General features: G+C 54.2%; 12 protein-coding genes. 9 read left to right on the forward strand and 3 right to left on the reverse strand.

The window, feature by feature from the left end; translation table 11 throughout:
* The first annotated feature begins 108 nt into the window (after nucleotides 1–108).
* Nucleotides 109–1,185: an iron ABC transporter permease gene (locus tag RAC60_RS08215; RefSeq protein ID WP_006119941.1), complete on the forward strand. Its 1,077-nt coding sequence runs from the start codon at nucleotides 109–111 to the stop codon at nucleotides 1,183–1,185.
* On the forward strand, nucleotides 1,185–1,973 hold the full coding sequence (locus tag RAC60_RS08220; protein ID WP_054633449.1) for an ABC transporter ATP-binding protein: 789 nt from the start codon (nucleotides 1,185–1,187) through the stop codon (nucleotides 1,971–1,973). The genes RAC60_RS08215 and RAC60_RS08220 overlap by 1 nt, the downstream gene beginning before the upstream one ends.
* Nucleotides 1,974–2,008: 35 nt before the next feature.
* Here the strand turns inward: RAC60_RS08220 and fghA are convergent, their stop codons facing one another.
* The 3 genes from fghA to RAC60_RS08235 all read right to left on the reverse strand — a co-directional run bounded on the left by fghA (nucleotide 2,009) and on the right by RAC60_RS08235 (nucleotide 4,980).
* On the reverse strand, nucleotides 2,009–2,854 hold the full coding sequence (gene fghA, locus RAC60_RS08225; protein WP_006119939.1) for an S-formylglutathione hydrolase: 846 nt from the start codon (nucleotides 2,852–2,854) through the stop codon (nucleotides 2,009–2,011).
* Between the two features lie 11 nt (nucleotides 2,855–2,865).
* A complete protein-coding gene (locus tag RAC60_RS08230) occupies nucleotides 2,866–3,990 on the reverse strand; it encodes an S-(hydroxymethyl)glutathione dehydrogenase/class III alcohol dehydrogenase (protein WP_033740561.1) in 1,125 nt (374 codons plus the stop codon).
* 78 nt (nucleotides 3,991–4,068) lie between these two features.
* Nucleotides 4,069–4,980: a LysR family transcriptional regulator gene (locus RAC60_RS08235; protein ID WP_039338161.1), complete on the reverse strand. Its 912-nt coding sequence runs from the start codon at nucleotides 4,978–4,980 to the stop codon at nucleotides 4,069–4,071.
* 105 nt (nucleotides 4,981–5,085) lie between these two features.
* Between RAC60_RS08235 and RAC60_RS08240 the strand changes: the two genes are divergently transcribed.
* From RAC60_RS08240 to mglC, 7 genes are all read left to right on the forward strand, one after another.
* Nucleotides 5,086–6,213, forward strand: coding sequence for a YbfB/YjiJ family MFS transporter (locus tag RAC60_RS08240; protein ID WP_039338160.1), 1,128 nt, complete (start codon nucleotides 5,086–5,088; stop codon nucleotides 6,211–6,213).
* Between the two features lie 125 nt (nucleotides 6,214–6,338).
* Entirely contained in the window at nucleotides 6,339–7,004 is a 666-nt protein-coding gene (folE, locus tag RAC60_RS08245; protein ID WP_006119934.1) for a GTP cyclohydrolase I FolE, read from the forward strand.
* Between the two features lie 49 nt (nucleotides 7,005–7,053).
* Complete coding sequence (gene yeiB, locus RAC60_RS08250) at nucleotides 7,054–8,214, forward strand: DUF418 domain-containing protein YeiB (RefSeq protein ID WP_375093299.1); 1,161 nt, start codon at nucleotides 7,054–7,056, stop codon at nucleotides 8,212–8,214.
* A gap of 142 nt (nucleotides 8,215–8,356) precedes the next feature.
* Nucleotides 8,357–9,397 carry an HTH-type transcriptional regulator GalS gene (gene galS, locus RAC60_RS08255; protein ID WP_110268213.1) on the forward strand — a complete coding sequence of 347 codons (1,041 nt, stop codon included), beginning with the start codon at nucleotides 8,357–8,359 and terminating at the stop codon, nucleotides 9,395–9,397.
* A gap of 312 nt (nucleotides 9,398–9,709) precedes the next feature.
* Nucleotides 9,710–10,705 (forward strand): galactose/glucose ABC transporter substrate-binding protein MglB, encoded by a 996-nt coding sequence (gene mglB / locus RAC60_RS08260; protein ID WP_033740552.1) that lies wholly within the window; start codon nucleotides 9,710–9,712, stop codon nucleotides 10,703–10,705.
* A gap of 70 nt (nucleotides 10,706–10,775) precedes the next feature.
* Entirely contained in the window at nucleotides 10,776–12,296 is a 1,521-nt protein-coding gene (mglA, locus tag RAC60_RS08265; RefSeq protein WP_006119927.1) for a galactose/methyl galactoside ABC transporter ATP-binding protein MglA, read from the forward strand.
* Between the two features lie 19 nt (nucleotides 12,297–12,315).
* Complete coding sequence (mglC, locus tag RAC60_RS08270) at nucleotides 12,316–13,326, forward strand: galactose/methyl galactoside ABC transporter permease MglC (protein WP_006119926.1); 1,011 nt, start codon at nucleotides 12,316–12,318, stop codon at nucleotides 13,324–13,326.
* The last annotated feature ends 399 nt before the right edge of the window (nucleotides 13,327–13,725 follow it).

Consider the following 13,725-nt stretch of genomic DNA (forward strand, 5'->3'; position numbering starts at 1 on the left):
CGCTTTTACGTTACGTCATCACTATTAACATTCCATGAATTGATAATTATTATCACCTGCACTATTGTGGCTGCGTTTTTAATTTTGGAGCCATTACTGGATTGAACCATGACAACGGAATCCTCGTTGATTGGTGCTGAAGCAGGCCATCAGCCCATACTGAAAAATTATCATCAGGTTTTGCGCCGTCGCCTGTTATGGATAGGGGCGTTGCTGGTGGCGATCCTTGCGTCACTGGTTCTGGACTTTACGCTCGGCCCGGCCGGACTTTCGCTATCGACGTTGTGGCACACGCTGCTCTCACCCGAGAGCGTTGATGCAGGCACGCGCGTCATTGTCTGGGATATCCGCCTGCCTTATGCGCTCATGGCCATCGTGGTCGGCCTTGCACTGGGCCTTGCCGGCGCAGAAATGCAAACCATCCTTAATAACCCGCTTGCCAGTCCGTTTACGCTGGGCGTTTCCTCGGCGGCGGCGTTCGGCGCCGCACTGGCCATTATTTTAGGTGTAGGGATTCCGGGGATCTCCGGTCAGTGGTTTATCTCAGCCAATGCGTTTATCTTTGCCCTGCTGGCCGCCTTAATGCTGGACGGCATTACGCGCTGGACGCAGGTCTCGTCATCTGGCGTGGTGTTATTTGGTATTGCCCTGGTGTTTACCTTTAATGCGCTGGTGTCGATGATGCAGTTTATCGCCAGTGAAGATACGTTACAGGGGCTGGTGTTCTGGACCATGGGCAGCCTGGCGCGTGCGTCCTGGGAAAAACTGGGCGTACTGAGCGCGGCTTTTGTGCTGTTGGTGCCGTTTTCCCTGCTCAGTAGCTGGAAACTGACCGCACTGCGCCTGGGGGAAGACCGGGCCGTGAGTTTTGGTATCGACGTGCGCCGTCTGCGCCTGGCGACTTTGCTGCGTATTAGTGTGCTATCCGCCTTAGCGGTCGCCTTTGTCGGCCCGATTGGTTTTATTGGCCTGGTCGCACCGCACATCGCCCGTATGATGTTTGGCGAAGATCATCGCTTCTATCTACCGGCCAGTGCGCTGACCGGTGCCCTTGTGCTGTCGCTGGCCTCAGTGGCTTCCAAAAACCTGATTCCCGGAGCCATCATCCCGGTCGGGATAGTGACCTCGCTCATTGGGGTGCCGTTTTTCCTGAGTATCATTTTGCGTCACCGAGGGCATGTGTAATGAAACAGGGATTACGCCTGCGCGGCTTCACCACCGGTTATCCTAAACGTCAGGTCATTGATAACCTCCACGTCGAGCCGTTACCGCGTGGCGAAATCACGGTCCTGCTGGGACCGAACGGCTGCGGTAAATCCACCTTACTGCGTGCGCTGGCCGGGCTGAATAAAGGGCAGGGCGAACTGTGGTTAAACGGCGAAGATCTGATGACTCAGCCGTTTGCCCGCCGGGCCAGACAGGTTGTGTACCTGCCGCAATCGTTGCCCGCGGGGGTGCATCTGCATGTGCTGGAGTCCATTATCGTCGCGCAGCGTGCGTCATCGGGCCTGCACAGTCCCGCCAGTGAAGCCGATGTCATGAGACTGCTGGATCAACTGGGCATTGCCCATCTGGCTATGCGGTATCTGGATCAGCTCTCGGGTGGACAAAAGCAGCTTGTTGGCCTGGCCCAGTCGTTGATTCGCCGGCCTGCGCTGTTACTGCTGGATGAACCGCTGAGTGCGCTGGATTTAAACTACCAGTTCCACGTTATGGATTTAGTGCGGCGTGAGACGGCGCTACGCAATATGGTGACGGTGGTCGTGGTCCACGATATCAATATCGCTTTACGTCACGCGCAGCATGCGCTGATGCTCAAAGCGGGACGGTTAATCGCAGAAGGCGCACCGGATAGCGTGATCACGCCCACTACGCTGGCGCAGGTTTATGGCGTGCAGGGCCGCATTGAGCACTGTTCCCGCGGAATGCCGCAGGTCATGATTGACGGATTAGTCCGGGAAGGGCTGATGTAAAAAAACGGGGATGGCGCAGGCCATCCCCGGTTGTGTTATCCCACCAACAAGTGCTGCGCATGAAAGCGCAGATGATCTTCCACGAAGCTGGCGATAAAGAAGTAACTGTGATCGTAGCCTGGCTGAATACGCAGAGTTAACGGGAAATCCATCTCCTGCGCCACTGCCTCTAATCGCTCCGGCTGAAGCTGATCCGCCAAAAACTGATCGCTGTCGCCCTGATCGATCAATAACGGCAGGCGATGCTGAACCTCGCGCATCAGCTGACAGCTGTCGTATGCCCGCCAGGCCTGGCGATCCTCTCCCAGATAAGCGGTGAACGCCTTTTGTCCCCAGGGCACATCGGCGGGATTCACAATGGGCGCAAAGGCGGAGGCGGAGGCAAAGCGGTTTGCCAGGCGTAACGCCAGCATCAGCGCGCCGTGTCCGCCCATAGAGTGCCCCATGATCGACTGACGTTCACTGACCTTAAAGTTATCGGCAATCAGCGCAGGCAGCTCCTCACTAAGGTAGTCGAACATCCGATAGTGGCTCGCCCAGGGCTGCTGCGTCGCATTGAGATAAAAGCCCGCGCCCTGGCCCAGATCATAGCCCTCGTCATTGGCCACCGCCTCACCGCGCGGGCTGGTATCGGGCATGATCAGCACCAGCCCCAGTTCAGCGGCGACGCGCTGCGCACCCGCTTTGGTGGTAAAGTTTTCGTCATTGCAGGTCAGGCCTGCCAGAAACCACACCACCGGCGGGGGCGAATCCCCGCGCGGACGGGGCAAATAGATGCTGAACGTCATCGGGCAGTTCAGCACCTGAGAGGGATGACGCCAGCGCTGCTGCCAGCCGCCAAAAATACGGTGTTCTTCCAGTAACTCAAGAGAAGATGTCATAGCGCCCCCGATTACTTATTGAAGTGAACGACGGAGCGGATCGACTTCCCTTCGTGCATCAAATCAAAGGCGTCGTTTATCTCTTCCAGCGGCATGGTATGCGTAATGAAGTCGTTCAACGCAAATTTACCATCGAGGTAATCCTGCACAATCCCAGGCAGCTGCGAGCGACCTTTTACGCCACCAAACGCAGAGCCACGCCAGACGCGCCCTGTGACTAACTGGAACGGACGCGTAGAGATTTCCTGGCCTGCACCGGCGACGCCGATGATCACCGACTCGCCCCAGCCTTTATGGCAGCACTCCAGGGCAGAACGCATCACGTTGACGTTACCGATACATTCAAAGGAGAAATCCACGCCGCCGTCGGTGAGTTCAACAATCACGTCCTGGATAGGTTTATCGTAATCCTTAGGGTTGATCAGATCGGTCGCACCAAGTTTACGGGCCAGGTCGAATTTGCTGGTATTGATATCAATACCAATGATGCGGCCGGCCTTCGCCATTTTCGCGCCGATAATCGCTGACAAACCAATGCCGCCCAGACCAAAGATGGCAACGGTATCGCCTTCTTTAACTTTAGCGGTGTTCATCACCGCGCCCATACCGGTGGTTACGCCGCAGCCCAGCAGGCACACTTCTTCCAGTGGCGCTTCTTTACTGATTTTAGCCAGAGAGATTTCCGGGACGACGGTATATTCGGAGAAGGTTGACGTGCCCATATAGTGAAAAATGGGTTTACCGTCTTTAAAGAAACGCGTCGTGCCGTCAGGCATCAGGCCTTTACCTTGTGTGGTGCGGATGGCCTGGCACAGATTGGTTTTGCCTGACAGACAGAACTTACATTTACCACATTCCGGCGTGTAAAGCGGGATAACATGATCGCCCACTTCCACGCTGGTGACGCCTTCGCCGACCGCTTCAACGATACCGCCGCCTTCGTGACCCAGAATCGCCGGGAACACGCCTTCCGGATCGCTACCTGACAGCGTATAAGCATCCGTATGACAAACGCCAGTGGCAACGATACGGACCAGCACTTCCCCTTTTTGCGGCGGCATTAAATCCACTTCTTCAATTTTCAGTGGTTCGCCAGCGGCCCAGGCGACAGCGGCACGGGTTTTGATCATGTTCATGCAATCCCTCTTCCAGTCAGATTGTGACGCGTTATGGCGTCTGGATGGTCGTGATTCATTAAAAATAGCGCGGAAATCTTATTCCGCCGCCTGTAAAGGATGCATCAGCTCATCGTTGAGCGGACGATCGTGAAACTGTTCGATAATGAGGTACTTGAGTGCCTCAACATTGGGCGTGAAGGCGTCCCGTCGCCACATCAGCCAGGTCGCAGTATCACGATACTTCGCTGGCAGGCTGTGTACCTGAACCCGTGCGCGCTCTGGCATCTGTTTCAGGACCGACGCCGGAATCATCGCCACACCTGCACCGCCTGCGACACAGGCCAGCATGGCATGATAAGACTGAATCTCCATGACGCTGTCTGGCGCGGCCTGGCTGTCGCGATACCAGGCTTCCAGTTTCACCCGGTAAGAGCAGCTGTTGCGGAACGCAAACAACGTATCTTCCTGAGTATCGCGTGCGCTCGTCACCGGGATGTGGTCAAGGTCAGTGATGAGCACCATCTCTTCACGGAACGCAATACAGCCATTCAGATCGTCGTGCTGAACCGGCCCGTCGACCAACGCCGCGGCCAGTGTTCCTTCGCGAACCCGATCGATAATTTCACCGGAGGTGCCGGTGATCAGCGATAAGGCGACCGCCGGAAAACGCTGATGATAGGCAGCCAGCAGGCCAGGCAGGCGCGTTGCCGCCGTACTTTCCATCGAGCCCAGCGCAAAATTCCCGCCAGGCTTACCGGTGCGCGCCATACTTAAGGCTTCATCGCTCAAGGCCAGAATGCGCTGCGCATAGTTAAGAAAGTTATGGCCCATCGGGGATAAGCGAATGCGCTGTTTTTCCCGAATGAACAGATCGGCACCCAGTTCCTCTTCCAACTGGCGCAGGCGCGTGGTGAGGTTAGAAGGCACCCGATGCAGTTGTTCCGCAGCACGGGCAAGAGAACCACTCTCTGCCACGGAACAGAACATACGTAGCTGGACTAAATCCATGTGTTCTCTTCCTGTAAACAAGTTAGTTAAGATTATTCACTTTTCGTGATTCTAAGCATCGTTCATGCTGTACGCAAGTTTCAATTTAAAAAACTGAGGTGCCCAATGGCATTTCGCGTCGCGATAAGTGCGTTTTTGACCTTGTTTGTCGTCATGGGCATCGGCCGTTTTGCGTTTACGCCCCAGGTGCCTTTACTGATTCAGGCTGATCAGTTAACCCTGACCAGTGCCAGTGTGGTCGCAGCATTAAACTATCTGGGTTACCTGTGCGGCTCCTTTGACGCGATGCGCGCGCAGCAGCGTGTGGAGTGGCGGCTGCATCTGGGGGTTTGGGGCGCGGTGGTGTTAACCGCGTTGTCAGCCTGTGCCGGGGGCCCCTGGCTGCACGGGATCATTCGCTTTGTGATTGGCTGGGCCAGCGGCTGGGCCATGGTGCTGGTGGCCGCGTGGAGCAATGAGCAACTGCATCATCACGGTCGTCCTGGTCTGTCGGCGGCGGTCTTTGCCGGTCCCGGCGCTGGCATTTTCATCAGCGGCCTGCTGGCGGTCATCTTACACAGTTTACAGGTCTCTGTGACACTGGCGTGGGGCATTTACGCTGTGCTGGCCGCCGTGCTGGTGGCGGCCATCTGCCGCAACCTGCCGCGTACGGGGGCGCTGCACCGGGCAGGGCAGGTACCAGCGCCGCTGACGCTGACGCCCAACCTGCGGCGGCTGGTTCTGAGCTACAGCCTGGCGGGGTTTGGCTATATTTTGCCTGCCACCTTTTTGTCGCAAATGGCGGCAGCCCGTTTTCCGGGCAGTGCGCTGGCGCAGCTGGTCTGGCCGGTATTTGGCGGGGCGGCGATGCTGGGCATCGTCATCGGTATTGTGACGCGTCGAATGGGCCAGGCGCATGTCCGCCTGGCCATCACGCTCTGGGCCCAGGCGCTGGGCGTGCTGGCGGCCGCCTTGTTGCCGGGTTTCGGTGGTTTGTTACTCGGTGCGCTGCTGGTGGGCGGGGGCTTTTTGAGTGTCGTGCAGTTGTCGCTGCTTTGCGCGCGTGAACTGGCTCCGCAGCATACGCGCTATATGGCGGGCTTACTGACCACCGGCTATGCGATTGGGCAACTGGCTGGCCCCTTACTTTCCTCACTTTCAACCCTGTTTCTGCACCACCTTGAGCCTGCGTTATGGGTAGCAGGCGCCAGTCTGGTCTGGGCGGGCCTGTTAGTGTGGCGGCGGGTCGCGTGAAAAGCTTTCATCTCCAATCAGATTGATTGCTGGATTCCCTGCACAGAAAGTCTCACAATACGCGCTCAGTAATATGACCCGCAGGTAACAGACTGCGGGCGCAACACCTGCCGGAGAAGAGTAAGATGAGTACCTTAAGTCAGGAAGCTGCACTGGTTCACGAAGCGCTGCTGGCGCGTGGGCTGGAAACGCCGCTGCGTGCACCTACGCGTGAAATGGACGATGAAACGCGCAAAAGCCTGATTGCAGGCCATATGACGGAAATCATGCAGCTGCTGAATCTGGATCTTGAAGATGACAGCCTGATGGAAACCCCGCACCGCATTGCCAAAATGTATGTCGATGAGGTCTTTTCCGGTCTCGATTACGCCAATTTCCCCAAAATCACCCTTATCGAAAACAAGATGAAGGTGGACGAGATGGTCACGGTACGCGACATTACGCTGACCAGCACCTGTGAACATCACTTTGTGATTATCGATGGCAAAGCCACCGTCGCCTATATTCCCAAAGACAAAGTGATTGGTTTGTCCAAAATTAACCGCATCGTGCAGTTTTTTGCCCAGCGACCTCAGGTGCAGGAGCGTCTGACTCAGCAGGTGCTGCTGGCGCTGCAAACATTGTTAGGCACCAATAACGTTGCTGTTTCCATTGATGCCGTCCACTACTGTGTAAAAGCACGCGGTGTGAAAGATGCCACCAGTGCCACCACGACCACTTCCCTGGGCGGTCTGTTTAAATCCAGCCAGAATACCCGTCAGGAATTTCTGCGCGCGGTGCGTCACAGTTAATATCGACAGGTGGGCGCAGATGCGCCTGCCGGGTCCGTCAGGAGCCGCTATGCAACGCTACCTTGCGCTGGATTTTATTCGCGGCTGTGCCATTCTCGGCATCCTGTTGCTGAATATTATTGGTTTTGGCTTACCTTCTGCGGCCTATCTCAATCCTGCCTGGCAGGGCAGCGTCACCTTGTCTGATGCCTGGACATGGGCGCTGTCCGATATCTTCGCGCAGCTTAAATTTCTGACGCTCTTTGCGCTGCTGTTTGGCGCGGGGTTGCAACTGCAACTGCCGCGCGGAAGTCGCTGGCTGTCCGCCCGTCTGTCATTACTGGTGCTGCTGGGGTTTCTTCACAGCATTTTTATCTGGGAAGGCGATATCCTGCTGGATTACGGCATTATCGGCCTGATCGTCTGGCGGATGCTGCGCGATGCGCCGTCCACGCGTGGGCTAATCAATACCGGGATTTTACTTTATCTGGTGGGCTGTGCGCTGTTGCTGATCTTTGCCCTGATTAGCAGCGCCGAGCCGTCACGCTCGTGGTTGCCCGGCGCCGCAGACATTCAGTATGAACAGTTCTGGAAGGTCAACAGCGGGCTGGCGGCGGTACGCATCCGCCTGGATAACCTCTCCTCCAGTTTAATGGCACTGGTGGCGCAGTATGGCTGGCAACTGGCCGGACTGATGCTGCTGGGCGCGGCCTTGTTACGTAGCGGCTGGCTGAAAGGAACGTTTCCCGTGTCCCATTACCGGCGCGTTGCGCGGATGTTACTGCCGATTGGGCTGGGGATAGCGACGGCAGGTGTGGCCGCGCAATGGTTTGTGGACTGGGATGCACGCTGGAGTGCGTTCTATTTACAACTGCCGCGTGATCTTGCCAGCCCGTTAATCAGTATCGGCTATGCCGCACTCTGCTTTGGATTTTGGCCAGCCATTCAGCGCTGGCGGATGAGTTATGCTATCCAGTGCGTGGGCCGTATGGCGCTCAGTAACTATCTGCTGCAGTCCCTGATCGGCACTACGCTGTTCTACCGCTTCGGGCTTTTTATGCACTTTACGCGCGGGCAACTGGTCATGATGGTGCCAGGCATATGGTGTATTAACCTGCTGTTTTCCGTGCTGTGGCTACGCTATTTCCCGCAGGGGCCGGTGGAATGGATCTGGCGTCGTCTGACACGCTTTCTTGCCACGCCGCACCCCACGTCATCCTCAGAAAGATAATGACGGTCATCACAAAGGTTGCAGAATTGTATGTAACCGTTTTCATTGATGTGACGCAATTCACGCTGTCCCGTGCACTTCCCTGACAGAATAGCGCCGGTGCCATAACCGGCGTAATGCCTTTTCTCTCTGGAAGTGCTGCATGATAACCATTCGAGATGTTGCGCGTCAGGCGGGCGTGTCCGTAGCGACTGTCTCGCGCGTACTAAATAACAGCAGCGCGGTCACCGCTGAAACACGTGACGTCGTGTTACAGGCGGTTGACGCTCTGGGCTATCGCCCAAATGCCAATGCTCAGGCGCTGGCAACCCAGGTGAGCGATACGATCGGCGTCGTCGTCATGGATGTCTCCGATCCCTTTTTTGGCGCGCTGGTCAAAGCGGTGGACACCGTGGCACAGCGCGTCCAGAAACATGTACTGATCAGCAACTCCTGGCATCAGGAAGAAAAAGAGCGTCACGCTATCGAAGTGTTGATACGGCAACGGTGCAATGCGCTGGTTGTCCATGCGAAAACGCTTTCAGACGCAGAGCTGGCGGGCTTTATGAGTCAGGTGCCAGGTATGGTGGTTATCAACCGCAGCATACCGGGTTATGAGGCCCGTTGCGTCAGTCTGGATAATGTGACCGGGGCGTTAATGGCCTCACGCATGCTGCTGCAACAGGGGCATTCCCGCATCGGCTATCTCTGTTCCAGTCATCCCATTGAAGATGTGGATCAACGGCGTGAAGGCTGGTTACAGGCGATGGCAGAGCAGGGAATCCGCCCACAGGAAAGCTGGATAGCCAGCGCAGAGCCGGATATGCAAGGGGGCGAAGCCGCAATGGTGGAACTGCTGGGACGCAATCTGAATCTCAGCGCCATTTTCGCCTATAACGATGGTATGGCGGCCGGTGCCCTTACCGCTCTGAAAGACAATGGCATTCAGGTGCCGCACCATTTTTCTGTCGTCGGCTTCGATGATATTCCGGTTTCGCGGTACACCGATCCTCAACTTACCACAGTCCGTTATCCTATTGTTTCTATGGCAAAACTTGCCACTGAACTGGCCCTGCAGGGCGCGGCAGGCTGTCTTGACACTACGGCGAAACATATCTTTATGCCCACCCTCGTTCGCCGCCATTCCGTCGCGCAAAAGCAAAGTGTGGAGTCCGTCACTAATTCAGGCGATTCCGCGATGTAACCGTTTTCAATCTGTGATTGTATTCACAGTTAATTAACATTGCTATCACTATGATGGCAACGTCTTACAGTACTGAAACATTATGTAACGCCACTCTCCCGTTGAGGGCACCGACAGCATCGTTGGTTCAGGCTTATAACACACGCTTTACGGACGCATTGACCTACATGGAAGTCGAGTTTGGCACGGCACAGCAGTGGCTCAGTCTGATTTAGAGCGCATCTTGCCTCGCCGGATAATTCTTACCCGATGTTCTTCCGCGGCTTGACGCAGCAGAACATAAAAAGACCCTACAGAAAAACCGGAGATACCATGAATAAGAAGGTTTTCACGCTCACAGCACTGGTTGCCAGCATGATGTTTGGTGCAGTAGCCCACGCCGCTGATACCCGTATCGGCGTGACTATTTATAAGTACGACGACAACTTTATGTCGATGGTACGTAAAGACATCGAGAAAGAAGCCAAAACGCTGGGCGGCATCCAACTGCTGATGAATGACTCGCAGAACGATCAGTCAAAACAAAACGATCAAATTGACGTGCTGATGGCAAAAGGCGTGAAAGCGTTAGCCATCAACCTGGTCGACCCGGCTGCAGCGGCCGTCGTGGTACAGAAAGCCCGTGCGAACGATATCCCGGTTGTGTTCTTCAACAAAGAACCTAACGCCAAAGTGCTGGCCAGCTACGATAAAGCCTACTATGTCGGTACTGATTCGAAAGAGTCTGGCGTGATTCAGGGCAAACTGATTGAGAAGCACTGGAAAGCGACCCCGGCCTGGGATCTGAACAAAGACGGTGTGATCCAGTATGTGCTGCTGAAAGGCGAACCAGGCCATCCTGATGCCGAAGCGCGTACTAAATATGTTATCGATACGCTGAACAAAGATGGCGTGAAAACCCAGCAGTTAGCGATGGATACGGCGATGTGGGATACCGCACAGGCTAAAGACAAAATGGACGCCTGGCTGTCAGGCCCTAACGCCAAGAAAATCGAAGTGGTAATCGCGAACAACGATGCGATGGCGATGGGGGCTGTTGAAGCGCTGAAGGCACACAACATGTCTTCTATCCCGGTATTTGGTGTGGATGCCTTACCTGAGGCGCTGGCGCTGGTTAAATCTGGCGCGATGGCCGGTACGGTGCTGAACGATGCGGAAAACCAGGCGAAAGCCACCATCGATATGGCGAAGAACCTTGCCGATGGTAAACCGGCCACCGAAGGCACCAACTTCAAGATGGTCGATAAGATCGTACGCGTACCCTACGTACCGGTTGATCAGGAAAACCTGTCTCAGTTCCAGAAATAATTATGTGCAAACGGGCGCGGCGGCTGCTGCGCCTTTTTTATGTCATCACCGTTTTTTAGCCAGGTAAATTATGGCCAGTGATAATACGACCGCGCAGCGCGAATATCTGCTGGAAATGACCAACGTCAGTAAATCATTTCCCGGCGTTAAAGCTCTCGACAACGTAAATTTAAAAGTGCGGCCTCACTCCGTTCATGCACTGATGGGTGAGAACGGCGCTGGTAAATCAACGTTGTTAAAATGTTTATTTGGTATCTACAAAAAAGATACCGGAAGTATTCTTTTTCAAGGGCAGGAAATAGATTTTAAAAGCTCCAAAGAGGCGCTGGAAAATGGCGTGTCAATGGTTCACCAGGAATTAAACCTGGTATTACAGCGTACCGTGATGGACAACATGTGGCTTGGGCGTTATCCACGCAAAGGCTTCTTTGTCGATCAGGAAAAAATGTACCGTGATACCAAAGCGATTTTTGACGAGCTGGATATTAACATCGATCCCCGTGACAAAGTCGCGCATCTCTCCGTCTCGCAAATGCAGATGATTGAGATTGCCAAAGCGTTTTCTTATGACGCCAAAATCGTGATCATGGATGAACCGACATCCTCGTTGACGGAAAAAGAAGTTAATCATCTGTTCACGATTATCCGTAAGCTGAAAGATCGCGGCTGCGGCATTGTTTATATTTCACATAAAATGGAAGAGATCTTCCAGTTGTGTGATGAAATTACGGTTCTGCGTGACGGTCAGTGGATTGCAACCCAGCCGCTCGAAGGGCTGGACATGGATAAGATCATCGCCATGATGGTGGGGCGTTCATTAAGCCAGCGCTTCCCGGATCGCGTTAATGTGCCGGGCGAGACCATTCTTGAGGTGCGCAATTTAACCTCTCTGCGTCAGCCTTCTATTCGTGATATTTCGTTTGATTTGCGTAAAGGGGAGATACTCGGTATTGCCGGGTTGGTCGGTGCAAAACGTACGGATATCGTCGAAACGCTGTTTGGCATTCGCGAAAAATCGGGCGGCACAATTAAACTGCACGGTAAAACGATTAATAATCACACGGCGAATGAAGCCATCAATCATGGCTTTGCTCTTGTGACGGAAGAACGTCGCTCTACCGGTATTTATGCGTTTCTGGATATTGGTTTTAATTCTCTCATCTCCAATATCAAAAAATATAAGAACAACATTGGTCTGCTGGATAATAAGCGTATGAAGAGTGATACCCAATGGGTTATCGACTCCATGCGGGTAAAAACGCCAGGCCACCACACCCAAATTGGTTCGCTTTCAGGTGGTAACCAACAGAAGGTGATTATTGGACGCTGGTTGCTGACGCAGCCCGAAATATTGATGCTCGATGAACCCACTCGCGGTATTGATGTGGGGGCCAAATTCGAGATTTACCAGCTGATGGCTGAGCTGGCAAAAAAAGAAAAGGGCATCATTATTATCTCTTCCGAAATGCCAGAGCTGTTAGGCATCACCGATCGTATTCTGGTCATGAGTAACGGTCTGGTCGCTGGCATTGTTGATACAAAAACGACTACGCAGAACGAAATATTGCGTTTAGCGTCATTACACCTTTAATGAAGTAAGGGCTGTTAACATGAAAGCGACTACAAAAAAGAATGCGCTAACCTGGCTGAAAGAGGGTGGCATTTATGTCGTGCTACTGGTACTGCTGGCGATTATTATTTTCCAGGATCCGACGTTCTTAAGTTTAATGAATCTGAGTAACATTCTGACCCAATCCTCGGTGCGTATTATCATCGCGCTGGGCGTTGCGGGACTGATTGTGACTCAGGGGACAGACCTGTCAGCCGGTCGTCAGGTTGGCCTTGCCGCTATCGTGGCCGCTTCGCTGCTGCAGGCTATGGATAACCCAAACAAAGTGTTCCCCCATCTGGAAACCGTACCGATTCCTGTGGTGATCCTGATTGTTTGTGCGATTGGTGCCGTTATTGGCCTGGTGAACGGCGTGATCATTGCTTATCTGAAAGTGACGCCGTTTATCACTACGTTGGGTACCATGATTATCGTTTACGGTATCAACTCGCTGTATTACGACTTCGTAGGAGCATCACCAATTGCAGGCTTCTATGACGGCTTCTCAACCTTTACGCAAGGCTTCCTGCGTTTCGGGGATTTTAAGCTGTCCTACATCACCTTCTATGCGGTGATTGCGATCGTGTTCGTCTGGATTCTGTGGAACAAAACGCGTTTCGGTAAAAACATTTTTGCCATCGGTGGTAACCCGGAAGCGGCAAAAGTCTCCGGCGTAAACGTCAACCTGAACCTGATTCTGATTTATGCCCTTTCAGGCGTGTTCTATGCTTTCGGCGGCATGCTGGAAGCGGGCCGTATCGGCTCGGCAACGAACAACCTTGGCTTTATGTACGAGCTGGATGCTATCGCGGCCTGCGTCGTCGGTGGTGTGTCTTTTGCCGGTGGTGTGGGAACGGTGGCCGGTGTCGTGACCGGTGTGTTGATCTTCACCGTCATCAACTACGGCTTGACCTATATCGGCATTAACCCGTACTGGCAGTACATCATCAAGGGCGGCATCATTATTTTTGCTGTGGCGCTCGACTCGCTGAAGTACGCACGTAAAAAATAACGGCAGAAGTCATCATGTAAGCTAAGCGGCCTGCGGGCCGCTTTTTTTATGGCACGGAAGCCGCCAGCCTGCGCCCGGAAGCAGGAAAGAACGCGGATTCACGGCGAGCCAGCAGGATGCCCGCTATGAGAGTGCGCGTTCGAATTGACTTTAATCAGGAACAGAAAGCTGTCCTGTGGACGCAAAATCCTGAGTCAGCAGGTCAGCAGGTCAGCAGGTCAGCAGGTCAGCAGGTCAGCAGGTCAGCAGGTCAGTAGGTCAGCAGGTCAGTAAGGTAAAGAAGCAGCAAATCCGCCGCGCTGGACTGACCGTCATCCTTGGTAACGATGCGTGATAAGCCCTGTCGCCATCGCAAAGTCCCGCGCTAAGCCTTGTTTCGCCATAGCAAGGATGCTACGC

This window comes from Pantoea sp. BR_17, from assembly GCF_041955125.1.
In the GTDB taxonomy this organism is placed as follows: domain Bacteria; phylum Pseudomonadota; class Gammaproteobacteria; order Enterobacterales; family Enterobacteriaceae; genus Pantoea; species Pantoea stewartii.

Excerpts from the sequence above, each read along its gene's own strand:
- RAC60_RS08215 (WP_006119941.1), top strand. The coding sequence starts at position 109 with ATGACAACGGAATCCTCGTTGATTGGTGCTGAAGCAGGCCATCAGCCC.
- RAC60_RS08220 (WP_054633449.1), top strand. The coding sequence starts at position 1,185 with ATGAAACAGGGATTACGCCTGCGCGGCTTCACCACCGGTTATCCTAAA.
- fghA (WP_006119939.1), bottom strand. The coding sequence starts at position 2,854 with ATGACATCTTCTCTTGAGTTACTGGAAGAACACCGTATTTTTGGCGGC.
- RAC60_RS08230 (WP_033740561.1), bottom strand. The coding sequence starts at position 3,990 with ATGAACATGATCAAAACCCGTGCCGCTGTCGCCTGGGCCGCTGGCGAA.
- RAC60_RS08235 (WP_039338161.1), bottom strand. The coding sequence starts at position 4,980 with ATGGATTTAGTCCAGCTACGTATGTTCTGTTCCGTGGCAGAGAGTGGT.
- RAC60_RS08240 (WP_039338160.1), top strand. The coding sequence starts at position 5,086 with ATGGCATTTCGCGTCGCGATAAGTGCGTTTTTGACCTTGTTTGTCGTC.
- folE (WP_006119934.1), top strand. The coding sequence starts at position 6,339 with ATGAGTACCTTAAGTCAGGAAGCTGCACTGGTTCACGAAGCGCTGCTG.
- yeiB (WP_375093299.1), top strand. The coding sequence starts at position 7,054 with ATGCAACGCTACCTTGCGCTGGATTTTATTCGCGGCTGTGCCATTCTC.
- galS (WP_110268213.1), top strand. The coding sequence starts at position 8,357 with ATGATAACCATTCGAGATGTTGCGCGTCAGGCGGGCGTGTCCGTAGCG.
- mglB (WP_033740552.1), top strand. The coding sequence starts at position 9,710 with ATGAATAAGAAGGTTTTCACGCTCACAGCACTGGTTGCCAGCATGATG.
- mglA (WP_006119927.1), top strand. The coding sequence starts at position 10,776 with ATGGCCAGTGATAATACGACCGCGCAGCGCGAATATCTGCTGGAAATG.
- mglC (WP_006119926.1), top strand. The coding sequence starts at position 12,316 with ATGAAAGCGACTACAAAAAAGAATGCGCTAACCTGGCTGAAAGAGGGT.